10 protein-coding genes are annotated in these 25410 nt (G+C 73.1%); 5 read left to right on the top strand and 5 right to left on the bottom strand.

The window, feature by feature from the left end; all coding sequences use genetic code 11:
• Nucleotides 1-4: 4 nt before the first annotated feature.
• Both ACH4T9_RS29510 and ACH4T9_RS29505 read right to left on the bottom strand, forming a co-directional pair.
• Nucleotides 5-184 (bottom strand): MbtH family NRPS accessory protein, encoded by a 180-nt coding sequence (locus ACH4T9_RS29510; RefSeq protein WP_396674478.1) that lies wholly within the window; start codon nt 182-184, stop codon nt 5-7.
• A gap of 618 nt (nt 185-802) precedes the next feature.
• Nucleotides 803-2008, bottom strand: a complete 1206-nt coding sequence (locus ACH4T9_RS29505; protein ID WP_396674475.1) for a cytochrome P450 — start codon at nt 2006-2008, stop codon at nt 803-805.
• Here ACH4T9_RS29505 and ACH4T9_RS29500 point away from each other — a divergent pair.
• The 5 genes from ACH4T9_RS29500 (at nt 2007) to ACH4T9_RS29480 (ending at nt 7058) form a co-directional block, all read left to right on the top strand.
• Complete coding sequence (locus ACH4T9_RS29500) at nt 2007-3191, top strand: methyltransferase domain-containing protein (RefSeq protein ID WP_396674473.1); 1185 nt, start codon at nt 2007-2009, stop codon at nt 3189-3191. The two genes, ACH4T9_RS29505 and ACH4T9_RS29500, sit on opposite strands and share 2 nt — an antisense overlap.
• A gap of 166 nt (nt 3192-3357) precedes the next feature.
• A complete protein-coding gene (locus ACH4T9_RS29495) occupies nt 3358-3981 on the top strand; it encodes a class I SAM-dependent methyltransferase (RefSeq protein ID WP_396674471.1) in 624 nt (207 codons plus the stop codon).
• Nucleotides 3982-4141: 160 nt separating this feature from the next.
• Complete coding sequence (locus ACH4T9_RS29490; protein WP_396674470.1) at nt 4142-5302, top strand: DegT/DnrJ/EryC1/StrS family aminotransferase; 1161 nt, start codon at nt 4142-4144, stop codon at nt 5300-5302.
• A complete protein-coding gene (locus ACH4T9_RS29485) occupies nt 5299-6393 on the top strand; it encodes a Gfo/Idh/MocA family protein (protein WP_396674469.1) in 1095 nt (364 codons plus the stop codon). Before ACH4T9_RS29490 ends, ACH4T9_RS29485 begins: the two co-directional genes overlap by 4 nt.
• 14 nt (nt 6394-6407) lie before the next feature.
• Complete coding sequence (locus ACH4T9_RS29480; protein ID WP_396674467.1) at nt 6408-7058, top strand: HAD-IA family hydrolase; 651 nt, start codon at nt 6408-6410, stop codon at nt 7056-7058.
• Nucleotides 7059-7133: 75 nt separating this feature from the next.
• Here ACH4T9_RS29480 and ACH4T9_RS29475 read toward each other — a convergent pair whose 3' ends face one another.
• Genes ACH4T9_RS29475 through ACH4T9_RS29465 form a run of 3 tightly spaced genes read right to left on the bottom strand, consistent with a single transcriptional unit; the run spans nt 7134 to nt 25255 of the window.
• Nucleotides 7134-8342: a nucleotide disphospho-sugar-binding domain-containing protein gene (locus ACH4T9_RS29475; RefSeq protein ID WP_396674465.1), complete on the bottom strand. Its 1209-nt coding sequence runs from the start codon at nt 8340-8342 to the stop codon at nt 7134-7136.
• A 15-nt stretch (nt 8343-8357) separates the two neighbouring features.
• Entirely contained in the window at nt 8358-23714 is a 15357-nt protein-coding gene (locus ACH4T9_RS29470; RefSeq protein ID WP_396674464.1) for an SDR family NAD(P)-dependent oxidoreductase, read from the bottom strand.
• A 41-nt stretch (nt 23715-23755) separates the two neighbouring features.
• Nucleotides 23756-25255 carry a bifunctional 3-(3-hydroxy-phenyl)propionate/3-hydroxycinnamic acid hydroxylase gene (locus ACH4T9_RS29465; RefSeq protein WP_396674463.1) on the bottom strand — a complete coding sequence of 500 codons (1500 nt, stop codon included), beginning with the start codon at nt 25253-25255 and terminating at the stop codon, nt 23756-23758.
• Between the last annotated feature and the right edge of the window lie 155 nt (nt 25256-25410).

Below are 25410 nucleotides of genomic sequence, written 5' to 3'. Positions count from 1 at the left end.
CCGGTCAGAAACCGGTCACGGGGTCTGCTCGATGAAGCCCAGGCACGCCTGCCCGCGCGTCCGGGCCGGCGGCCACGCTCCAGCCCGGGGGCACATCGGTGAATCCGGGCCAGAGCGAGAACCGGCCCTCGTCGTTGCCGAGCACAAGAAAGTCGCCGGACCCCACCTCGAACGGGTTGGCCACGGGGATCTCCTTCGTCGCAAGCCGTGGTTCACCCCAGGCTGATAGGGCGCCCGTCGACGGACCTCCCTCGGCCGCGTAGTCCGGCCGGCGGACCAGTGTCCTGAGCAGGGCCCCGGCAAAGTCGCGGAGTGTCCGATCCCGCCCGAAGTTCAGACGAATACGCCCCCACCCGGTCGGGGACCTGCCCTTCGGCCCCTACGGAGCTGCCCCGTCCACGCTCCCGCTGAACCGACAGCACAAACGGGGCAGCTCCACAGGGACCAACGCAGGGCAGACCGACCCGGCAGGGGCCGATGGTGCCGGCAACGTGCGCATCCCCTGGGGCCCGCCAAGCCGGAGACCCTAACGACTTCGCCTGGGCCCTGGTGTCGGCGTCGCTATCGTGACCATCGATGTATGTGGTCGATATTCTTCCGGCAGCGCTGCTTTTCGGCGTCTGTGCCCGGGAGGGGCTGGTCGCCTACAGCAGAAACGTGAAGGGGACTTTCCCCGCATCGCACGCGCGGAAAGTCCCCTTCACCCCAAGCCCGCCGGCCAGGGCGCTGCTGGACGGAACCGGGCCCGGCAGGTGGGCAGCACCTCGGAGCTGCCCCACCGCTGAGCCCACGCTCCGGTTCGTCAGGACCGGCGGACCTCGATGGGCAGCCGGTTGACGCCGATCATCGCCCAGGGATTGCGCAGGTTGACCGGCACGTCGTCGCGTACCCGGATGTCGCTGTACCGCTCCATCAGAAGGCGCATGGCGATCCCCACCTCCAGCCGCGCCAGCGGCGCGCCAAGGCAGAAGTGCATGCCCTTGCCGAACGTCAGGTGAGGGTTGGGGTTCCGGTGGATGTCGAACCGGTCCGGGTCGGCGAAGACGCGCTCATCGCGGTTCGCGGTGGTCAGCCACGCCAGGACGAAGTCGCCGGCCGGGATCATCTGCCCGCCGATCTCGACGTCCTTCATCGCCTGCCGACCGAGACGCGGGAACGGCGGCCGGTAGCGCATCGATTCCTCGACCGCGGCCGGAATCAGCGCGGGCTCGGCCCGCAGTTGCTCCCAGACCTCGGGGTTCTCGTGCAACGCGAGAACCGTGTTGCCCAGCGTGGATGTCGCGGTGACGTGGCCGGCGAGCAGCAGTAGGCCGAGGAAGCCGACGGTCTCCTCGTCGTCCATCCGCGTACCGTCGACCTCGACCTCCAGAAGCTTGCTGGTCAGGTCGTCGCCTGGGGTCTTGCGACGGGCGCGGACGAACTCCAGCAGGTGGGTGTTCAACTCGCGCAGCAGCGGCGCGACATTGTTGACCGCGCTCTCCCCCAGGGAATCCAGCGACTGCTCCGGGTCGACGTTGTGCACCTCGAAGAAGGTGTCGGACAGCCGCCGGACGAACGCGCGGTCGGTGACCGGGATGCCGAGCATCTCGGCGATGACGATGAACGGCAACGGGTAGCCCAGCTGCTCGATCAGGTCCCACTGGTCGCCGCCGGCGTCCGCGTCGTCGAACAACTGCAGGGTCACCTCGGTGATCCGCGGCTCGAGTCCGGCGATCATCTTCGGGGTGAACGCCCGGCTGACCAGACCGCGCAGCCGGCGGTGCACCGGATCGTCCGCCCGGACGAAGTTGCCCTTCTTGAACAGGTCGAAGTCTTCCTGCTTGGGGGCCAGCGGGGAGACGTCGGACGAGAAGGTCGCCGAGTCGGTCAACACCTGGAGGGTGTCGTGGTAACCGAGCACGTGCCACGCCTTGATCTTGTCGTCGAAGTGCACGGCTCCGCGCTCGCGCAGCCCGTCGAGATAGGCGAGAAAGTTGGACAGCGTCCGTTCGGACTGTTTCACACTCATGAAACCCACTTCTCTCGTACGGTCCGAATCCGCGATAACCGCAAGCCACGGTAGATCCGGACCGCCGGGCCCTGGCATCCCTCACACTGCTAGTCGTCCAGCCGTCGCGGGTGAACCGCCGAGCACACCGTCAACCTGCGTGATGGCGTGCGCTATCCGGCGTCGGGAACACTTTGCGATCATGGACGGCTTCGAACTGCACGACCTCGCGCGCAAGCTGATGCGGATCGGCGAGGATGCCATCCCGGACCCCACGGGCATGCGGCAGATGTCCCCCGGCGTGCGTCAAATCATGACCGATGTGTTCAAACACCCGGACACTTCGATCGCCGAGATCGCCGACCGCACCGGCTTCCCGGCGAGTCACGTGGAGACGAGCGTCGCCACCCTGCGCGACCGGGGCGTGGTCACCACCGCCGCTGACCCGGCCCACCCTGGACGCACGTTCGTCCGGCAGGTCGCCCGGCACAGAGCCGCTGATCGATCCGCCGCGCGGATCGACGAGCGACTCGCCGCGGCCGCCGGGATCCAGGACCCCGGCCAGGCCAAGGAACTGGTCGAGACGCTGGAAAAACTGGCGCGCCAACTCACCGACGCCCTGTCACCCGAGCATTTCAACGCGCGGTATTCGGGTACGCCGCCCTGGGAGACCGGCCGTCCGCAACCGGCGCTGCGCGACCTCGCCGAGGCGGGCGCCTTCCGCGGCCGGGTACTCGAGGTGGGGTGCGGCACCGGCGAGGTCGCGCTCATGGTGGCGGCCCTCGGCCTGCCGACCGTCGGCATCGATCCGGCGTCGACGGCGATCGAGATCGCCCGGCGCAAAACACGGGAGCGCGGCCTGGAAGCGCGCTTCATGGTCGGCAACGCGCTCGAACTCGGCGACCTGAACGAGCAGTTCGACACGGTGCTCGACTGCGGCCTGTTCCATGTGTTCAGCGACGCCGAACGAGTCCGCTACGCCGACACCCTGGCCACGGTGATGCCGCCGGACGCGCGGTTGTTCCTGCTCTGCTTCAGCGACCGCCATCCACCCGACATCGGGCCGCGACGGGTGAGCCAGGACGAGATCCGAGCCACCTTCGCCAGCGGCTGGCGGGTCGATTCGATCGAACCCGCGACGTTGGAGAACAACAAATATGTCGACGGGGTGTTGGCCTGGCTGGCCACGATCACCCGCACCTGAGCACCCTCTTCCCGAGCGAACTTTTCCGAAAGGCGCCCCGTTCACGCCGAATTCGCAGAACGGGACGGCGGCGAGTTCCGAAATCGCTGTCAGGTTGAGGGATAGGCCGGCGCCGGCGCCGGACTTCGTACCGTAAGGCCCAATCGACCAGAAGGAGCCAGCAGACATGGGTGGCAGCAAGGTGGAAAGCTTCGACGCGCACTACAGCGGGACACCGCTCTGGGACCTCGGCCGCCCGCAACTGGCCATGCGCAACCTCGCCGAGGCAGGCGCGTTCCGCGGCCGGGTACTCGAGGTCGGCTGCGGCACCGGCGAGGTCGCGCTCCTGGCAGCTGCCCTCGGCCTCCCGACGGTCGGCATCGACTCGGCGCCGACAGCGATCGAGACCGCGCGACGCAAAGCACGCGAGCGCGGCCTGGAAGTGCGCTTCCAGGTCGGGGACGCGCTCGAACTCGGCGACCTGGGCGAGCAGTTCGACACCGTGCTCGACTCCGCCCTGTTCCACGCGTTCAGCGGCACCGAGCGGGTCCGCTACGCCGACAGCCTGGCCACCGTCATGCCGCCGGGCGCACGGTTGTTCCTGCTCTGCATCAGCGACCGCCATCACTCCGGCAGCGGACCGCGACGGGAGAGCCAGGGCGGGATCCGCGCCTTGCGGGTGAGCCAGGACGAGATCCGGGCCACCTTCGCCGATGGCTGGCGGGTCGATTCGATCGAGTCCGTGACTTTGGAGAACAACAGGGACATCAACGGGGCGCCGGCCTGGCTGGCCACGATCACCCGCACCTGACCACCCGAGGGAATGCTCCCCGAAAGAAGTCCCACCACTCACTTCGAATTCGCAGAATGGGAGGGCGGCGAATTCTGAAATCGCTGTCAGGTTGAGGGATAGTAGCGTCGCGCCGGACTTCGTACCGTGAGGCCAATCGACCAGAAGGAGCCAGGTAGAAATGAGTCCGCGACCCGGGCCGACCTTTCCGGATTGGCCGCAATTCGACGACACCGAACGGCGAGCTCTCGATCGGGCGCTGACCCAGGGCCAGTGGTGGCGCATGGGTGGCAGCGAGGTGGAGAGCTTCGAGCGGGAGTTCGCCGGATACCACGGTGCCCGTCACGCCCTCGCCGTCACCAACGGCACGCACGCGCTGGAGCTCGCCCTGCAGGTGCTGGGCGCGGGACCGGGCACCGAGGTGATCGTGCCCGCGTTCACCTTCATCTCCTCGTCCCAGGCCGCTCAGCGGATCGGGGCCGTCGCCGTCCCGGTGGACGTCGATCCGGACACCTACAACATCGACGTGACCGCCACCGCCGACGCGATCACGTCGCGGACCCGGGTGATCATGCCGGTGCACATGGCGGGTCTCATGGCCGACATGGACGCACTCGACAAGCTCGCCTCGGATGCCGGTGCCCGGGTCCTGCAGGACGCGGCCCACGCGCACGGCGCCCGATGGCAGGGCAAGCGCGTGGGCGAGCTGGGCTCGGTCGCGGCGTTCAGCTTCCAGAACGGCAAGCTGATGACCGCGGGCGAGGGCGGCGCGGTGCTGTTCCCGGACTCGGACGAGTACGAGAAGGCGTTCCTGCGCCACTCCTGCGGCCGGCCACGCACCGACCGCGGCTATCACCACCAGGTGGCCGGCACCAACATGCGGATGAACGAGTTCTCGGCCGCCGTCCTGCGCGCTCAGCTGGGCCGCCTCGACAGCCACATCGAGTTGCGGGAGCAGCGGTGGCGGTTCCTGTCTGCGCTCCTGGCCCAAATCCCCGGCGTCCGGCCGCAGGGTGGCGACTCGCGGGCCGACCGGAATCCGCACTACATGGCGATGTTCCGGCTTCCCGGCTGGTCGGAGGAGCGGCGCAACCTCCTGGTCGATCGTCTGGTCGACGCGGGGATCCCGGCCTTCGCGGGCTTCCGCGCCATCTACCGCACCGCGGCGTTCTGGGAAACCGGCGCACCCGCGGAGTCCGTCGACACGCTCGCCAAGCGGTGCCCGAACGCCGACGCGATCAGCCAGGACTGCGTCTGGCTGCACCACCGCACTCTGCTCGCGTCGGAGCAGGCTCTCACCGACACAGCCGCCATCGTGGCCGACGTGGTGGCCGCCGGATGAGGATCCGCACCGTACTGGTCGGGTTCGGGTGGTCCGGCCGGGAGATCTGGCTTCCCCGCCTGATGGCGAGCGGCGACTACGAGGTGGTGGCCGCCGTCGACCCCGATCCGGCCAAGCGGGAGGCGTTCACCGCGGCGACCGACCGCCCGGCCTTCGGTGACGTCGACCTGCTGCGAGCCGAGGACGCCGACCTCGCGTTGGTCGCCTCGCCCAACCACCTGCACGCGGCGATCGCGCGACGTCTTCTCTCCCGAGGTCTCGCCACCTTCGTGGAGAAGCCGGTCTGCCTCTCGAGCGCGGAGGCGGACACGCTGGCCGAAGCCGAGCGGGCGGGCGGCGGCCCGTTGCTGGCCGGAAGTGCCTGCCGGTACCGCGCCGACGTGCGAAAGCTGGCGGATCTGGCGGGCGAGCTCGGCCACCTGCGCCACATCGACCTGGTGTGGGAACGGGCCCGCGGAGTGCCCCGGTCCCAGGGCTGGTTCACCAGCCGGGCGGAGGCAGGCGGCGGGGTGTTGTTCGACCTCGGCTGGCACCTGCTCGACGTTCTCGAGGCCATCGCCGGGCCGGTGGCCTTCGACCGGGTCACCGCGTCCATCTCGCACGACCACGTCAACGACCCGCGTTGGACGGCGGCCTGGCGGCACGATCAGCCGGCGCCGGAACTCGACGCGGACGTCGAGGACACCGTACGGGGATTCCTGGTCACCGGCACCGGTCTGTCAGTGGGCCTTCGCGCCAGTTGGGCCACGCACTCGGTGAGCCATGACGTCACCGAGATCCGGATCGACGGGAGCGGCGGTGCCGCGACGCTCCGGTCCACCTTCGGCTTCAGCCCGAACCGCGAGCCGCGGCCGCGGCTCAGCGTCGTCCGGCGGGGCCGGACGAGCGAGGTCGCGGTCCCGGCCGAGCCGATCGGCACGGAGTACTCCCGCCAGCTCGACGACCTCAGGGCCCGCCTCGCCGATCCGTCGGCGTGCGGATCCGCGATCGCGGGCGCGCGGCGGATCGTCGGCACGATCGAGGCGCTGTACGCGGCCTCGGCGACCCCGCTGCTGCCCACCGGGCCGGTCACGACCGCGGCGGCGACCTGATGGAGGCCGTACCGATGCGCAGTGTGGTGATCTTCGACCTCGACGGCGTCCTGGTGGACAGTCACGAGGTGATGGGCCGGGCCTTCGCCGCGGCGTACGCGGAAGTGGTCGGTGCCGGTCCGGCGCCGTTCGCCGACTACCAGCGTTATCAGGGCCTGTACTTCCCTGAGATCATGCGACGGATGCGCCTACCGCTGGAGATGGAGGAACCGTTCGTCCGGGAGAGCTACCGGCTCGCGGCCCAGGTGCCCGTGGCGGACGGGGTGGTCGACCTGCTCCAGACGCTCCGGACGCGCGGATTCCGGCTCGCCGTGGCCACCGGGAAGGCCGGGCCGCGGGCCCGCTCGCTGCTGACCACGCTCAACCTGATCCAGCACTTCGACCACGTGGTCGGCTCGGATGAGGTCGTCAACGCCAAACCCGCCCCGGACATCGTGTTGCGCGCGCTCAGCCTGCTCGACGCGGCGCCGGGCGCGGCCGTCATGGTCGGCGATGCCCCGGCCGACATCCGCAGCGCCCGAGCCGCCGGAGTGACCTCCGTGGCGGCGACCTGGGCGACGGTGGACGAGGACGACCTGATGGCGGCCGGCCCGGATCTCGTCATCCACTCCCCCGACGAGCTGCTGCCGGTGTGCCCGCCGGTCTCGGTTCCGGGTCGGCGCTGACGGGCCGGACGGCTCCGCTCGTACTTCGGGGACACACTGTGGACCTTAACTCCCTTCTTGATGGTGTCTCCGCCATCACGCCCGAGCCGACACGCGCCTGCCCGCCAGCTCCACCAGCTTCGGCACCAACTCGGCCGGCGCAGGCTGCGATGCGATTTCCCGTTGCAGGTGCCTGGCGGCTTCGAGGCACTCCTGGTCATCCAGCAACTCGACGACGTGGGATTTGATCCGCTCCACGGTGGTCTCGTCGTGGAGTAGATGGTGACCGGCGCCGCTGGCCGCGAGTACGTCGCCGATGGTCATCTGGTCGGAGAACTGGGTGACAGCCAGTTGTGGCACTCCGTAGATGCCCGCGGTGAGCGCGGTACCCACCCCGCCTGGGTGCACGATCGCCCGACAGCTCGGCAGCAGCATGTGCAGGGGCAGCGACTCCGCCACCCGCACCCCGTCCGGCACCGTGCCGAGAGCCGCACGAGTGGCTGTAGAGACGGTGAGCACGACATCCACTCCGAGGCTGGAGACCGCCTCGATCGCCTGGCTCAGCAGACCGGTCACCGCGTCACCGATCATCCCCACCGTTGAGGTGCCCCAGGTGATGCACACCCGGGGCCGGGTGGGCGGCTCGATAAGCCACGTCGGCAGCGCACCGGGGGCGTTATAAGGCACATATCGAACGGACAGCCGCGGGGCCGAGGTCTCTCCCGGCACGCGCATGCTGGGCGGGCAGGGGTCGATCCACGCCGAGGGGACGGTCCTCGGCGCAACGCCGAACTTCTGAAAGAGACGCACATACGCCGGCGACGGCGCCGGGCGGTCTTTCCTCACGATCATTCCCGGGGCGAGCGGCATTCCGACCGCATGCGCGACGGTCGGAATGCCGAGCACCTCGGCGGCGACCGGCGCGGCGAAGGTGATCGATTCGTGCACGATCAGGTCCGGCTGCCAGCTCCGGGCGAACTTGACAAGATCGTCTGTCATCGCGTCGGCGACATCGACCATCGTGTGCGACATCTGCTTGACCAGATTCTGCTGTACGTCGCTCAACCTGCCCGGATCGGTCGGCCACCGTTTGTGATCGTGCAGCTTGCCGTCCCTGGCCCTGCCCGCGATGTCGACGTCCTTACCCACCGCCACCGCCGGCAGCCCGGTCGTGATGATCGCGTCGACCAGCGACGGCGTGCTCGCTACTACTACCTCATGCCCAGCGGCCCGTAACGCCCACCCGAGCGGCACCATCGGGTAGTAGTGCGACGGCCAGGCGAACGTCGTGAGCAGGAATCGCATACCCTTACCTCTTCCTCAGTTCCGGGCCTCTTGCCCGGCCGCCTCGAGCCGCTCGACGAGATATCGGGTCAGTGCCGCCGGGGTCGGGTTGTTGAACACTGCGGCCGGGGTGAGCGCGGTGCCGGCGTGGCTGCTCAGTCGCCGGGTCAGTTCGAGTGCCATCACGGAGTCCAGGCCGACCTCGAAGAAGCCGCGCTCCGGCTCGACCGGGTCGTCCGGGTTCAGTCCGAGGACGCGAACCAGCTGCGTCCGCACCAGATCCAGCACTGTCTTCTCCCGGTCCGCACCGACCTGCGCACTCAGGAGCTCCGTCCACCGGTCGGCCGGCTCCACGCCGGTCGCCGCCCGGTACGCGGACCGCCGCCGCGGGCGGACCAGCCCGCGTAGCAGCGGAGGGACCGGCCGGCCGGGCGCGGGTGCGCCCCACTGATCGGGCCGGCCGGGGACCGGGAACTGTTCGGCGGTGTCGATCGCCGAGGAAAGGGCCGACAGCACCGAGCCGTCCGCGGACGGCAGCATCGGCGCGCGAGCGCCACAGCGTGTGGCAGCCGCCCGGGCGAGCCCCTCAGCCGCTCCCGTGGCCGCCTGATCGGCCGGACCGGTGAGTTCGGCCGCTGCGGTGATCACCGCGAACAGGGCGAGGTCCTGACCCGCGGTGAGCTCGGCCAGGTGCCGCAGCGACTCGTCCCTGGCATCGAGGACGGCGCCGAGCCGCTCCGGGCCCAACTCCGCGAGCGGAGTGCGGTCGGCCATCCCGGCGGCGTGCACCACGCCGGTCAGCGGATGGTCCGCCGGTATCCCGGACAGCAGGCGGTGGACCGCGTCCCGGTCGGTCACGTCGCAGGCCACGACGGTCGCCGACGCGCCGAGAGCGGCGAGCTCGTCGACCAGGGACGCCGCCCCGGGAGCGTCCGGACCACGCCGACCCGCCAGAACCACGTGGCGGACGCCGTGCCCGGCGACCAGATGCCGGGCCACCCGGGATCCGACCGCGCCGGTACCGCCCACGATCAGGACCGTGCCGGCCGGGTCGAGCGGCTGGACAGCCGGTCCGGCTTCGTCGACGGCCACCAGCCGTGGAACGTGGACGCGCCCGGCCCGCACCGCCGCCTGTGCGACGCCGGCGGCCAGCACCGGGCCCAGCCCGGCGTCCGGATCCGCGTCCGGCTCGACGTCCACGAGGACGAAACGATCCGGGTACTCGGCCTGGATGGCGGAGATCATGCCTCGGACGGCCGCGGCGGCCGGGTCGAGCACCGCGCCGGACTCGACCGGGACCGCGTTCCGGGTCCGCACCACCAGCCGGAGGCCGGCCAGCTCGGGCTCGTCGAGCCATGTCTGCGCGACGACGAGCGCTCGACGGCAAGCCGCCACGGGCTGTTCGCCGAGAGCCACGTCGAGGACCGCGACCGCCAGGGCGGACGGATCGCCGCTGAGGTCGAGCACCGCATCGTCGCTGTTCACCGGAACGGTCCGCGGCGGGGCCGCAGCGGTCTCCCGGTCGAGCTCGGCCCACGCAGTCCGCAGCACGCCGCCCGGCCTGCCGGGCCGGGGCTCGCGCGCCGGCCGTACCGCGATCCGGCCGGCGGTGAGCACCGTCTGGCCGGTCTCGTCGGCCGCGGTCAGCGCGATTCCGTCCTCGGCCGGTCGCAGCCGGACGCGCAACGACGCGGCGCCGGTCGCGTGCAACTCGACATCGCGCCACCGGGCCGCGCTCCCCGGCGCGCGGTCCATCGCACGGCTCGCGGCGTCCAGGAGCAGCGGGTGGATGCCGAAGGCGGCGGCGTCCTCGCGGTGCTCGTCCGGCAGGACCAACTCCAGGAAGGTTTCGTCGCCTCGCCGCCAGACGCCACGTACGTCGTCTCGCGGGTCGGCCGGTGTCACCGGTTCGGCATCGGCCGGAGGCCAGACCGTGAGACCGGACTCCGCCGCGTCGGTGCCGGCCGGGCTCGGAACGAGCAGACCGGTCGCGTTCAGGGTCCAGCCCGACCGGTCGCCATCGGCCGAGGCCGGCGCGGACCGCACGGTCACCGGTCGCCGACCGGCGAAGTCCGTCCCACCGACGCAGATCTGCACCGACAGGGACGTTCCCCGGTCCAACCACGCGGGCTCGATCAGGTCGAGCTCCGCCATCGTGCCGTAGTCCAGCTCGTCACCGACCCGGATGATCAGCTCGACCCAGACCGAAGCGGGTACCTCGACCGGGCCCGGCCCCGCGGCACGGGCGAGCCATGGCTGCTGGTGCGTGGACAGCCGCCCGACGGCGAGCACGCCATCGGAATCGGGCAAACCGGCCACGGTGCTCAGCAGCGGGTGAACCGCCTCCTCCGCGGCCGCGACGGCGCCGCCGCCCCGCAGCCAGTACCGGCGATGCTCGAACGGATGGGTGGGCAGGTCGCGGCACAGCTCACGCCAGGCCGGCCCGTCGCCCGGAACGGCCGCCGACCAGTCGACCGGCAACCCGATCGCGAACGCCTCGGCCATCGCGGTCCACACCTGGCGTACGCCACCCTGGTCACGGCGCAGCGTGCCGATCACCCCGACCGGCCGACCGGCGTCGGCGACGACGTCGAGGATTGGCGACACCAGGCCCGGGTGCGGGGACACCTCGACGACGGCCCGCATGTCGGCGGTCACCGCGCGGACGGCCCCTTCCAGCTCGACCGGCCGGCGCAGGTTCCGGAACCAGTAACCCGCGTCGAGAACCTCGTCCGGGCCGATCCACCGGCTCTCGACCGTGGAATAGAACCGGCACGAACCGCCGAGCCCGCGCGCCGGGCGCTCGCCGACCCCGTCGAGCTGGGACAGCATCGGCCGCTCCAACTCGTCCACGAGGAAGGAGTGGGACGCGTAGTCCGCCCGCAGCCTGCGGCACCAGATCCCCTGCTCCGCGGCGAAAGCCTCGAGTTGCTCGATGGCGGCGACCTCACCGGAGATGCCGACCATCGCGGGTCCGTTGACCGCGGCGAGCTCGAGCCGGCCCTCGTACGCGAGCAGCAGCTCCTCCGCCCGCGCGCGGCTGACGCCCAGAACGAGCATTCCGCCGGTGGGGGGCAGCGCCGCGGCCAGCCGGGAGCGCACGACGCAGATCCGCAGCGCGTCGTCCAGCGAGAGGATCCCGGCCACGCAGGCGGCGGCGAGCTCTCCCTGCGACGACCCGATCACCACCTCGGGGGTGACCCCGGCCCGGGCCCAGAGCCGTGCCAGCCCGGTCATCATCACGAACGCGGCGGGTTGGACGACGTCGGTCCGGGACAGGTCGTTGGCACCGCCGAGCGCCTCTTCCAGGGTCCAGTCGCAGTCGTACTCGTCGAGCAGTTCCTGGCATCGGTGTACCCACGCCCGGAACTCCGCCGACTCGGCCATCAGTTCGCGGCCCATGCCGGCCCAACCGCTGCCCTGGCCGGGGAAGACGAACACCGCGCCGGTGCCCGGCCCGGACCGTCCGGTGACCACGTCCGGTCCGGTCCCGCCGGCGGCGAGGCTTCGCAGCCGCCCGGCCAGTTCGCCGTGGTCGGCCGCGAGCACGGTGGCTCGCTCCCGGTGCTTCGTCCGGCCGAACGCGAGCGCGGCGGCCAGCTGTGGCAGCGGAGGCTGCCGGTCCTCGACGGCGTCCGCCAGCCGGGTCGCGACCGCGGCGAGGCGGCCCGGATCGCCCGCCGACACGACGAACGGCAGGAGGCCTCCCGCGCCGGACCCGGCCGGTCCGGTCGCGGTGACCGGCGTCCGCCGGGGCGGCTCCTCGAGGATGAGGTGCGCGTTGGTGCCGCTGGCCCCGAAAGCGGACACGCCGGCGCGGCGCGGCCGGTCCGGGCGCGCCGGCCACGGCCGGGCCTCAGTCAGCAGCCGGATCGTGTCACCGGACCAGTCGACCTCGGGGGTCGGTGTGTCCGCGTGCAAAGTCGCCGGCAGCGCCTGGTGCCGGAACGCCAGCACCATCTTGATCACGCCGGCCACACCGGCCGCCGCCTGGGTGTGGCCGACGTTGCTCTTCACCGATCCCAGCCACAGCGGCTCCGCCGTCTCGCGCCTGCCGTAGGTCTCCTGGAGGGCCTGCGCCTCGATCGGGTCGCCGAGCCGGGTGCCCGTACCGTGCGCCTCGACGACATCCACTTCGGACGGCTCGAGCCCGGCGACCGCGAGGGCCCGCCGGATGACCCGCTGCTGCGCGAGCCCGTTCGGGGCGGTCAGGCCGTTCGAGGCGCCGTCCTGGTTGACCGCCGAGCCCCGGATCACGGCGCCCACCGTGCTGCCCCGGGCCTCGGCGTCCGGCAGACGCTGCAGCAGGACCACGCCGACGCCCTCCGACCAGCTGGTCCCGTCCGCCGACGCCGCGAAGGCCTTGCACCGCCCGTCGACCGCCAGCCCGCCGGCCTTGGCGAACTCGATGTACGCGTTGGGCGTCGCCATGACCGTCACGCCCCCCACCACGGCGAGCGAGCACTCACCGTTGCGCAGGGCCTGCATGGCCAGGTGCATCGCGACGAGGGACGAGGAGCACGCCGTGTCGACAGAGATCGCCGGCCCGGTGAAGCCATACACATAGGACACCCGGCCGGACGCCACCGAAAGCGCACCGCCGGTGACCCGGAGGCCGTCGGTCTGCGGGTCACCGCCGTGCATCCCGTAGCCCTCGCCCATCACACCGACGAAGACGCCGACATCGGAACCCCGGTATGCGGCCGGGTCGAGCCCCGCGTCCTCGAAGGCCTCCCACACGACCTCGAGCAGCAGCCGCTGCTGGGGGTCCATGGCCGTCGCCTCGCGCGGGGATATGCCGAAGAACCCGGCGTCGAACTCGGCGGCGTCGGTCAGGAAGCCGGCCGTCTCCACCGGGATGGCGGACAGGTCCCAGCCGCGGTCGGTCGGCACTGCCGACCGGCCCTCACCGCCCGTGGCCAGGAGGTCCCAGAATCCGTCCGGGCCCCGCACGCCGCCCGGCAGCCGGCAGCCGAGCCCGACCACCGCGATCGGATCGGCCGGGTTCGCCGCCGCGACGGCCTCGACCGCCGCCGGCGCGTCCCGGCCGGTGAGCCGTTCCCGGAGGAACCGGGCCAGCTCCACCGGCGTCGGGTAGTCGAAGACCAGCGTCGCTGGCATGGCGAACCCGGCCTCGGCGCTGAGCCGGTTGCGCAGCTCGACCGCGCCCAGCGAGTCCATCCCGGCGGACTGGAACGGCGCGTCCGGCGCGATGTCCTCGGCCGAGGCGTACCCCAGTATCAGCGCCACCCGGGCCCGGACCAGGGACAGCAGGGTGCGCTCCTGCTCCGCCACCGACCGGCCGGCCAGCGAGCCCGCCAGGTCACCGGCGGCGGCCGCCCGGCCCGCCCGGCGGCGGACGCGCACCAGGTCACGCAGCAGCGGCTGCACCGGTCCGCCCGTTGCCGCGTCGGCCCGCGCGGCGGCCAGGTCGAGCTTGATCGGCACAAGGTGGGCCTCACCGCTGTCCACGGCCGCATCGAAGAGCGCGAGCCCCTCCTCGTGGCGCAGCGGCGACACACCGGCGCGGCGCATCCGGGCCCGGTCCGCGTCACCGAGGTTCAGGGTGATGCCGCCGTCCTGCGCCCACAGGCCCCAGGCCAGCGACACGCCGTTGCGGCCGTTCGCGCGCCGGATCGCCATGAGGCCGTCCAGGTAGGCGTTGGCGGCGGCGTAGTTGGCCTGCCCGGCCGAGCCGAGCAGCCCCGCGGCGGAAGAGAACGTGATGAAAGCGGCGAGGTCGTGGTCGCGGGTCAGCTCCTCCAGGTGGCGGGCGGCGTCCGCCTTCGGGCCGAACACGGCACCCAGCCGATCCGGGGTCATCGCGGCGACCAGCCCGTCGTCCAGGACACCGGCGGTGTGCACGACCGCGGTCAGCGGGTGCTCCGGCGGGATCGCGGCGAGCAACGCCGCCACCGCGTCCCGGTCCGTGACGTCGCAGCTGACCACAGACGCCTCGGCGCCCCGTTCGGACAGCTCGGCCACCAGCGCCTCGACGCCGTCGGCCGCGAGTCCACGCCGGCTGACCAGGAGCAGCCGCCGGACACCGCGGGTCCGCGCCAGGTGAAGCGCGACGAGAGCGCCGAGCGACCCGGTGCCACCGGTGATCAGCACCGTCCCGTCCGGGTTCCACGAGGCGGGCTCCGCGGCCAGTGCCCCGGCCGCCGCGAGGCGGGGAACCCGGAAACCGCCGGCCCGGGCCGCGAGCTGTGGTTCATCGACAGCCAGTGCCGTACCGAGGACCGCTCCGGCGTCGAGGCCCGGCTCCACATCGAGCAGCAGCACACCGGGCATCTCGGCCTGGGCCGCGCGAACCAGGCCCCACACGGCGGCACCGGTCGCGTCGGTGAGGCCGCCGGTCCCGCCGTCGACGGCACCCTCGGTCCGCACGACGAGCCGGGTGTCCGCGAGGGCGTGGCGCTGCCAGGCCTGGAGCACGGCGAGAACGTCGGCGAGGACGACCCCGGCGGGCGGGCCGGCCGGCACGTCGTACACGGCGGCCGCCGGCCGGCCGGGATCGGCGGCGAGCGCGGCCACACCCTCGGCGCTGTCGATGCCGACGGTCGCCGGATGGCCGGGCGGAACCTCATCGGTGGCCACGGGATGCCACGCCACCCGGTACATGGCGTCCGTCGCGAGGCGGCCGCCCACGTCCTCGGGGCGGACCGGCATCGAGCCGAGCGACCGGGCGGACAGCACCGGCCGGCCGGTCTCGTCGGCCGCCTCGAGACTCCAGCGATCGTGGTCCAGCCGGGCGAGGCGAGCCCGCAGCCGGCGCGTCCCGGTGGCGTGCAGCACCACCGATTCCCAGCGCGTCGCGAGCGAACCGGGGTCGAGCACCACCCGGGTCACCGCGTCGAGCAGGGCCGGGTCGAGGCCGAACGCAGCGGGCTCCTCCTCGTCGGCGAGCGCGACCTCCACGAAGGTGTCCTCGCCGCGACGCCACAGCCCGAGCAGCTCCGAGCGCCCGGCGGCCTCCGGGTCGATCGCGACCTGCTCGGCATCGGACGGCGGCCACGGCTGCACCGGCCCGGGGTCGGTGACGGCGCCGGCTTCCAGGGTGCCGCCGGCACACCGGACCCATGTTCCCCCACTGTCCCGCGCGCCATAGACGGTGAACGGGCGGCTGCCGCCGGCCTCGGCTCCGACCACGATCTCCAGCCGGACGGTCGTCTCCGGGGGGATCGCGAGCGGCGCCTCCAGCGCCAGGTCTCCCAGTACGCCGCAGCCGAGCTCATCACCCACCCGCACGGCGAGGTCGACGAGCGCGGCGGCCGGCAGGATCGCCACCTCGTGCAGCCGGTGCCCGGCGAGCCAGGGATGGGTCGTGAGCGCCAGCCGGGCCGTGCCGATCAGGCCACCGGTGTCCGGGACGGGCACGATCGCCGACAGCAGCGGGTGGTCGACCTCGACCTGCCCGAGATCGGCCGCGTTCACCGCGCCGGGCGTCGAGGTCAGCCAGTAGTGCCGGCGGTCGAACGCGTACGTCGGCAGCGGGACGTCCGGGGCGTCCGCGGGGACGAGCGGGTGCCAGTCCACCGGCACTCCCCGCACGAACAGCGCGGCCAACGAACCGATCACGGTTTCCGGCTCGGCCTGTCCGTCCCGCAGCGCGGGCACGCACACCGGTTCGTACCCGGACCGCGTCCCCGTCTCCAGGATCGGCGCGGACAGGCCGGCCCCCGGCCCGAGCTCGACGAACAGCCGCCCACCCCGGTCCAGCGCGGCGCGGACGCCGTCGGCGAAGCGCACGGTGCGCCGGACGTGGTCGACCCAGTGGCCGGGGTCCGTCAGGTCGGCCCCGTCGGGGGCCACCACCGGAATCCGGGCCGGCCGCCAGACCACGTCCGCGATCGCGGACCGGAACCCGTCGAGCATCGGGTCCATCCGCGCCGAGTGGAACGCGTGGGACACCGTCAGCCGGTGCACCTTGCGGCCCTGTTCCCGCAGCGCCCGCACGGCGGCGTCCACCGCGTCCTCGTCGCCGGACAGCACGACCGAGGCGGGGTCGTTCACCGCGGCGAGGGAGACGCCCCCGCCCAGGAACGGCCGGACATCCTCCTCCGTCGCGGCCACCGCCGCCATCGCCCCACCGGCGGGCAGCGCCTGCATGAGGCGGCCACGGGCGGCCACCACGGTCGCCGCGTCGTCGAGCGACAGCATTCCGGCGGCGTGCGCCGCGGTGATCTCGCCGACCGAGTGCCCGAGCAGTAGAGCGGGTCGTACGCCCCAGGACTCGACGAGCCGGAACAGCGCGGTCTCGACCGCGAACATCGCCGCCTGGGTGTAGACGGTCTGGTCCAGCGCGGCCGCCTCCGGGCTGTCCGGCTGCGCGAAGACCACGTCCCGGACGGACCGGTCCACGACGCCGGCCAGCCTCTCGTCGAGCTTCGCGCACGCGTCGTCGAAGGCGGCGGCGTAGACCGGGAACCGGTCGTGCAGTTCGCGGCCCATGCCGGTCCGCTGCGCCCCCTGGCCCGGGAACACGAACACCACCGACGCTGTGGCGCCGGCGGTGACGGCGCCCAGCGCCGTGCCCGGGCCGGCCTCGCCCGCGGCGACCGTGTCCAGGCCGGCGAGCAGAGCGTCCCGGCCGGCCGCGGCGACGACCGCCCGGTGCGGGAGCAGCGCGCGGCCGGCGACGAGCGTCCGGGCCGCACCGGGGAGCGGCACCCCCTGCGCCACGGCGGTTCGTAGCCGTCCCGCCTGGCCGGCGAGCGCCGCCGCGCTCTGTGCGGACAGGACGAACGGCAGCACGGCCGGCGCGATGTCCCCGTCCTCCTCCGGCGCGGCCGGCTCGGGGATCTGTTCCAGGATCAGGTGGGCATTGGTGCCGCTGATGCCGAACGACGAGATCCCGGCGCGCCGGGGCCGGCCGGCGTCGGGCCAGTCCCGGCCCTCGGTCAGCAGCGCCACGGCGCCCTCGGACCAGTCGACGTGGGGGGTGGGTTCGTCGACGAAGAGCGTGGACGGCAGTTGCCCGTGCCGGATCGCCTCCACCATCTTGATGACCGCCGTGACGCCGGCCGCGGCCTGTGTGTGGCCGAGGTTGGACTTCACCGAGCCGAGCCACAGCGGCTGCCCGGCCGGGCGGTCACGACCGTAGGTGGCGATGATGGCCTGCGCCTCGCTCGGATCGCCGAGCGTGGTGCCGGTGCCGTGCGCCTCCACCACGTCGACCTCGGCCGCGCCGACGCCGGCCGCGGCGAGAGCAGCCCGGATGACCCGCTGCTGGGCCAGGCTGTTCGGGGCGGTGAGACCGTTGGACGCGCCGTCCTGGTTGATCGCGGAGCCGCGGACGACGGCGAGCGGGCGATGGCCCTTGCGCCGTGCGATGGAAAGCCGTTCCAGCACGACGACGCCGACACCCTCGGACAGCACGGTGCCGTCGGCCGCCGCTGCGAACGCCTTGCACCGGCCGTCCGCAGCCAGCCCCCGGGCCCGGGAGAACCCGGTCAGGCCGACCGGGGAGCCCATGACGGCGACCCCACCGGCGAGCGCGATCTCGCACTCGTCCTGGCGCAGCGCCTGGGCCGCCAGGTGGATCGCCACCAGCGAGGACGAGCACGCGGTGTCCACGGTCATGGCCGGGCCCTCGAAGCCGAACACGTACGCCACCCGGCCGGACGCGACACTGCCGGCCGTCGCGGTGGTGGTGAACGCCTCGAACTCGGCCGGGACGCGCGCCAGGTCGCCGAGGTAGTCGTGGATGGACATGCCCGTGTACACGCCGACAGGTTGGCCGCGCAGCGACGAGGGGTCGAGGCCAGCCGTCTCCAGGGCCTCCCACGTGATTTCGAGCAGCAGCCGTTGCTGGGGGTCCATGGCGGTCGCCTCGCGCGGCGAGATGCCGAACAGGGCCGCGTCGAAGTAGCCGGCGTCGTGCAGGAAGCCGCCCTGCCGGGCGTAGGTGGTCCCGGCCTGATCGGGGTCGGTGCCGAGGAGGCGGTCCACCTCCCAGCCGCGGTCGGCCGGCAGCGGCGACATGCCGTCCCGGCCTTCGGCCACGAGGTCCCAGAACTCGGCCGGCGTGGTGATCCCGCCCGGGAGCCGGCACGCCATGCCGACGATCACCACGGGATCGTCGGCGGCCGGGAACGGACGTTCCGGGGCCCGGGGCACCGGCGCGGCACCGCTGTCGACCGACCCCTGCACCTTGTCGAGCAGGTAGCGGCCCAACTGCCGCGGTGTCGGGTAGTCGAAGATCAGCGTGGCCTGAAGCTTGACCGCAGTCTCCGCGGTGAGCCGGTTGCGCAGCTCGACCGCGGTCAGCGAGTCGAACCCGATCTCGCCGAAGCGGCTGTCGTCGGAGGCGGGGTCGAGGTCGGCGATGCCGAGCACGGTCGCGACCTCCGTGCGCACGAGCGCGAGGACCAGCTCGGTCTGCTCCTCGGTCGTGAGCCCGGCGAGCCGGCGGCCCAGCGCGCCCCCGGGCTCGCCGGCGCCCGCCCGCGCCGTCCGCCGTGGCGGCCGGACCAGCGACCGGAACAGCGCCGGAACGGTGCCGTCGGCACCCGCCTCAGCCCGGACCGCGCCGAGGTCGAGACCGATCGGCACCAGCAGCGGGGCGCCGGAGCGGATGCCCGCGTCGAAACTGGCCAGCGCCTCGTCAGCCGGCATCGGCCGTACGCCGCCCCGGCTCATCCGGGTCCGGTCGACGTCGGCCAGCCGGCCGGTCATCCCGGTCGCCGGGCTCCACAGTCCCCAGGCCAGCGCCACCGCTGGCAGACCACTGGCGGCGCGCGCGGACACGACCGCCTCGGCGTACGCGTTCGCGGCCGCGTAGTTGCCCTGGCCCGCCGAGCCGAAAACGCTCGCGGCCGAGGAGAACACGGCGAAGACCTCGGGCGGGTCGTCGCGGGTCAGTTCGTCCAGCAGCCGCAGTGCCGCCGCCTTCGGGGCGAACACCCGGGCCAGGCGGTGCGGGTCGAGGCTCGCGATGACGGCGTCGTCCAGCACCCCGGCCGCGTGGATGACGCCGGTCAGCCGGTGCTCGGCCCGGACGGCGGCGAGGAGCGCGGCGAGCGCGTCCCGGTCGGTCACGTCGCAGGCGACCACCTCGACCGACGCGCCGAGCTCGCCCAGTTCGGCCATCCCGTCGGCGGCCGCGCCGCGCCGGCCCGCCAGGACCAGCCGGCGGACGCCGTGCTCGGCCACCAGATGCCGGGCCAGCAGCGCGCCGAGCACGCCGGTCCCGCCGGTGATGAGCACGGTGCCGCCGTCGGTGAACCCGGGCGCGACCGCCTCCCCGGTGAGGACGGCACGACCCAGCCGCGGGGCCAGGACGGCGTCCCCACGGACCGCGACCTGCGCCTCGCCGGCGGCGAGGCCCGCGGCGACCGCCCCGTCGCGGTCTCCGCCCGGCTCCACGTCGACCAGGAGGATCCGGCCCGGGTGCTCGGCCTGCGCCGACCGCACCAGCCCCCAGACCGCGGCACCCGCCGGATCCCCGATCGGACCCGACGCCGGGACCGCACCGCGGGTCACCACCACCAGGGGCACCGAGGCGAGCGCCGGCTCCTCCAGCCAAGCCTGCACCACCTCGAGCACCCGGCCCAGCAGCGGCAGCGGCTCGACCTCCGCGCCAGCGGCCGGCGCGACGTCCAGGACGGCGACGTCCGGGTGGGGATCGCCGAGCTCGTCGGCCAGCGCCAGCCGCACCACATCGCCTGAGCTCTCGACGACGACCTGGTGCTCCGGCACCGTAACCGGCGCCGGCAGGGGCAGCGGCGTCCAGTCGACCTGCCAGAGCGAGTCCGGCGTCCGGCCGCCCGGCTGCCCGCCCACGTCCGTGATCGGGAGCGAGACCAGTGACTCCATGGACAGCACCGGCGCACCGGTCCCGTCCGCGGCGTCGAAGGACAACGCGTCCGGTCCGCACGGCGCGACCCGGACTCGCAGCGCGACGGCACCACCGGCGTGCAGCCGGACGCCGGTCCAGGCGAACGGCAGGACGTTGCGGTCGTCCGCGCGCCGGTGGAAGGCGTTCGTGTGCAGGGCGGCGTCGAAGAGAGCCGGGTGGATGCCGAACCGGTCCACGTCGTCCCGGTGGTCGGCGGGCAGCGCCGCCTCGGCAAAGATCTCCTCGCCACGCCGCCACACGGCGGTCAGCCCGGCGAAGGCCGACCCGTACTGGTATCCGCGGTCGGCCAGGCGGTCGTAGAAGTCGTCGACCGACTCCGGAACGGCGCCGGGGGGTGGCCACTGACCGAAGTCGAAGCCGCTGCCCGACGTCTGGTCGTACGCGTCGGACAGCAGGCCGGCGGCGTGCCGGGTCCACTCGCCGCCGCGGGAGCTGTGCACCTCCACCCGGCGACGACCGGCGGCGTCCGGCGCGCCGACGGCGACCTGCAGGCTGACGGCCGCATCCGCCTCGAGCACCAACGGCGCCTCGATCACCAGTTCGTCGAGCACGCCGTAGCCGAGCTCGTCGCCGACCTGGATCGCCAGGTCGACGTAGGCGGTGCCGGGCACCAGCACGTTGTCCTGGATCCGGTGACCGGCCAGCCACGGGTGGGTCGCCAGGGACAACCGGGAGGTGCAGACCACGCCGTTGGTCTGCGGGAGTTCCACCACCGCGCCGAGCAGCGGGTGGCCGCTGGTCACCTGCCCCAGCGACTCGGCGCCCGCTGCGGTGGTCGGCATGGTGATCCAGTACCGCTGGTGGTCGAACGGGTAGGTGGGCAGCTCGACCCGGACCGCTCCGGCGCCCTCGGGCAGCAGGGCCGGCCACTTCACCAGCACGCCGCGGACGAAGACCTCGGCCGCCGAGGTGGCCAGCCGGGCGGGTTCGTCCTCGTCCCGCCGGATCGACCCGACCGCGAGCACGTCCGCGTCCAGCTCCGCAGCGGTCCCGGTGATCGACGGCACCAGCACCGGATGGGCGCCGAGCTCGATGAAGACCCGATGGTCCTGGGCGATCAGCTCGCGGACGGCCGGCTCGAACAGGACCGGTTGACGCAGGTTGCGGTACCAGTATTCGGCGTCGAACGGCTGCTCGTCGCGCCAGCCGGGCTCGACCGTCGAATAGAACGGGATGCGCGGCGCCGAGGACGTGACGGCGGCGAGGTCGGCCAGCAGGGCGGATCGCAAGCTCTCCACGTAGTGGCTGTGGGAGGCGTAGTCGACCGGAACCCGGCGGAACCGGCTGTCGCTGTCGGCCAGCTGCGCGGCGAGCTCGTCCAGCGCGGTGCCCTCGCCGGCGACCACCACGGACGAGGGTCCGTTGAGCGCCGCCACCTGCAGGCGCGCTCCCCACGGCTCGATCAGGGCGCGTACCGCGTCCTCGGCCAGCCCGATCGACGCCATCCCGCCCCCGGCCGGCAGCAGCTCGGCGATCGCCTGGCTGCGCAATGTCACCACCCGGGCGGCATCCGCCAGTGAGAGCGCGCCCGAGACGCAGGCGGCCGCGATCTCACCCTGCGAGTGGCCGACGACCGCGTCCGGGACCACGCCGAGCGACTCCCAGACCGCCGCCATGCCGAGCATCATCGCGAAGCACACCGGCTGCACGACGTCGACGCGTTCGAGCTCCTCGGGGGTCCCGTCGCGCAGGACGTCGACCAGCGACCAGTCGACCCACGGCTCGAACGCCTTCTGGCACTCGGCGATCCGGGCGGCGAAGACCGGCGAGGTGTCCAGCAGCCGACGGCCCATGCCGATCCACTGGGTGCCCTGGCCGGGGAAGACGAAGACGACCTTGCCGGGCCCGCTCGTGCCGGCCGACCCGGCGACCACCCCGGGCCCGGTCCGGCCCTCGGCCACCAGGGCGAGCCCCGCGCGCAGCTCCTCGCGGGTCGCCGCAACCACCACCGCCCGGCGGCTCTGCACCGCGCGTCGGGTCGCCAGCGCGTGGGCGAGGTCGCCGAGCGCGACGCTCTCGTCCACGGTGTCCCCGAGCCGCCGGCCGCGGTTGGCCAGCGCGGTCGCGGTCTTGGCCGTGACGACGAACGGAAGCGCCGCCCCCGGCGCGGTGTCGGCGACCTGCTCGCCCGGTTCGGGGGCGGCCGGAGCCTCCTCCACGATCATGTGGACGTTGGTCCCGCTGGCGCCGAACGAGGAGATGCCGGAGCGGGCCGGACGCCCGGTGTCGGGCCACGCGCGCCCCTCTGTCAGCAGCTCGACGGTGCCGGGCGACCAGTCGACCTGCGGGGTCGGAGCGTCGACGTGCAGCGTGGCCGGCAGGTACCGGTTGCGCAGCGACAGCACGGTCTTGATCACGGCCGCGACGCCCGAGGCGCCCTGGGTGTGACCGAGGACCGACTTGACCGAGCCGAGCAGCAGGGGCCGCTCCGGATCACGCCCCCGGCCGTACGTCGACAGCAGCGCCTGCGCCTCGATCGGGTCGCCGAGCGTGGTCCCCGTTCCGTGCGCCTCGACGGCGTCGACCTCGTCCGCGGACAGCCCGGCGGCGTCCAGCGCGGCGCGGATGACCCGCTGCTGCGCGGGCCCGTTCGGGGCGGTGAGGCCGTTCGAGGCGCCGTCCTGGTTGACCGCGGAGCCGCGGATCACGGCGAGTACCTGGTGCCCGTTGCGCTGGGCGTCGGAGAGGCGCTCGAGCAGCACCACGCCCACGCCCTCGGCCCAACTGCTGCCGTCCGCCGCGGCGGCGAAGGACTTGCACCGGCCGTCGCGGGCGAGGCCCCGCTGGCGGGCGAACCCGACGAAGCCGCCCGGCGTCGCCATCACGGTCGAACCACCGGCGAGCGCCATCGTGCACTCCCCCCGGCGCAGCGCCTGGCTCGCCAGGTGGATCGCGACCAGCGACGAGGAGCACATCGTGTCGACCGTGACCGCGGCCCCTTCGAGCCCGAGGCAGTACGCGACCCGGCCGGACGCGATGCCACCGGCGCTGCCCAGCGCGCGCTCGAGGCTGAGGAAACCCTCCGCCCCCGCGATGTCGGGTGCGTAGTCCTGGTGCACGATCCCCGCGTAGACGCTGGTGGTGGTGCCGCGAAGGCTGTCCGGGTCGATTCCGGCGCGCTCGATCGTCTCCCAGCAGACCTCGAGCAGCTGCCGCTGCTGCGGGTCCATCGCCGTCGCCTCCTGGGGCGAGATGCCGAAGAAGCGGGCGTCGAACTCGGCGGCGTCGTGCAGGAAGGCGCCCTGGTCGACGTATGTCGTACCCGGGGTGTCCGGGTCCGGGTCGTACAGGTTGACCAGGTCCCAGCCCCGGTCTCCGGGGAACGGCGTGTAGACGTCGACGCCTTCGGACACCACCCGCCAGAAGTCCTCCGGCCCGGCGATGTCCCCGGCGAAGCGGCACCCCATCGAGACCACCGCGATCGGCTCCGAGGCCGCGGCGAGCAGCTGGCTGTTCCGCTGCTTCAGCCGGGCCGTTTCCTTGACCGACTCGCGCAGTGCCCGGATGAGATCTTGCTCAGAGGTACTCACGTCAATCAACGCTAGGGGTGCGGCCGGGCGGCCGGGATCCTTCAGACTGACGGGCGATGCGGCCCCAGCCGGTCGAACAGACCGTCCACCAACGTGGCCGTCGCGCCTGCGGCAGCGGTGCCGTAGACGTGGTAGTCCGGCCGGACCAGAACGGACACCGCGCCCCGGTCCCGCAGGTAGTCCAGGTACCCGCCGTCCGCCTGTTCGCCCGGTCCGATATGGACGACGGTGGCGCCGAGCCCGGACAGCAGGGCGCGCTGGGTCTCGCTGACGGCGTCCGGCTCCTCGGTGGTGATCAGCAAGAAGCCCGCCGCGATCAGGTCGTCGAACCGGCCGGTGCCGATCACGTCACCGCCCCCGGGCTGGATCAGTCCGGTGACCAGCGGTGCCGCCTCGGGTGGTGACGTCCGGCGGCCACCGCCGTTGGCCCGGATGGCCGCGTCGCGGTCCGCCGCGGCGGCCGCATCGGTCACGCAGATGACCCGGCCGAGCTTGACCGAGGCGAGGACGGCCGCCTTGGTGTGGCCGCGCCGCTCGAGCGTGTACGAGTCGAGCAGCCGATCGTCGGCCCGGCCGCCGAGAACCAGGTCCAGCTTCCACGCCAGGTTGCTGACGTCGCGGATGCCCGAGCACATGCCCTGGCCGGCGAACGGAGGCATCAGATGGGCTGCGTCCCCGGCGAGAAGAACCCGGCCCTGCCGCCACTGCTGGGCCCACCGGGCATGAGATCGGTAGACCCCGCTCCGCAGCAGCGTCGCCGTCTGTGGCGTGACCCCGTGCGGCACCAGCAGCCGCCACGCCGTCTCGACGCTGTCCATCTCGGCGGCGGATTCCCCCGGCAGGCACATGAACTCCCAGCGCCTCCGGTCGCGCCCGCTGCCCACCAGCGTCGTCGGCCGGGCCGGGTCGCACAGCTGCAGGTTCGTCGGTACGAACTCGCGGGGCTCGTGCAGCGCGACGTCACACAGCAGCCACTCGAAGGAGAACCCCAGGTCGGTCATCGGCACGGCGGTCAGTTCGCGGACGACGCTGTTGGCCCCGTCGCAGCCGACCAGCCAGCCGGCCCGGAAGGTGTGGGTGGCGCCGGTTTCGTCCTCGGCGATCGCGGTGACGCCGTCGTCGGTCTGGCTGATGCCGACGACGGACAGGCCACGCCGGACCTCGACCCCGGGTTCGGCCGCCAGCGCGGCGCCGAGCAGTTGCTCCAGCGCGGGCTGGTGCATCGTGTTGGCGTCCGGCCACCCGTACCGGCCGGCCTCGCTGAAGGCGATGTCCAGGAGGACCTGCCCGTCCGCGCCGCGCCACTGGTAGCCGGTCGCGGGCACCGATACCCCGGGCAGGCCGGCGCCGACACCCGCCGCCGCCAGCAGACGGGCGGTCTCGCCGTCGAAGCTGGTGGCCCGGGGCAGCCCGAAGACCTCCCGATGCCGCTCGAGCACGGTCACCCGCCGGCCCCGGCGGGCCAGCAGGCTCGCGAGCACGGCACCGCTCGGACCGCAGCCGACCACGAGGACGTCGGCGCGCGGGGTCAGGGAAGCCATGTCTCGCGACCATACGCAGGCGACTCGGCGTGCCCCATCGCTTGCCCTGACAGTGCCGGCGGGGAACAGCACCCGGCACCGGCAACCACCGTCAACGCGAGGGATCCACGACGGCCGGCACGGCACCTAGCGTTGCCCTGCAAACCGTCACGACG

The sequence above is a fragment of the Micromonospora sp. NPDC020750 genome (assembly GCF_044334565.1).
Classification (GTDB): Bacteria; Actinomycetota; Actinomycetes; order Mycobacteriales; family Micromonosporaceae; genus Micromonospora.
This window is presented reverse-complemented; position numbering and strand designations above follow the sequence as displayed.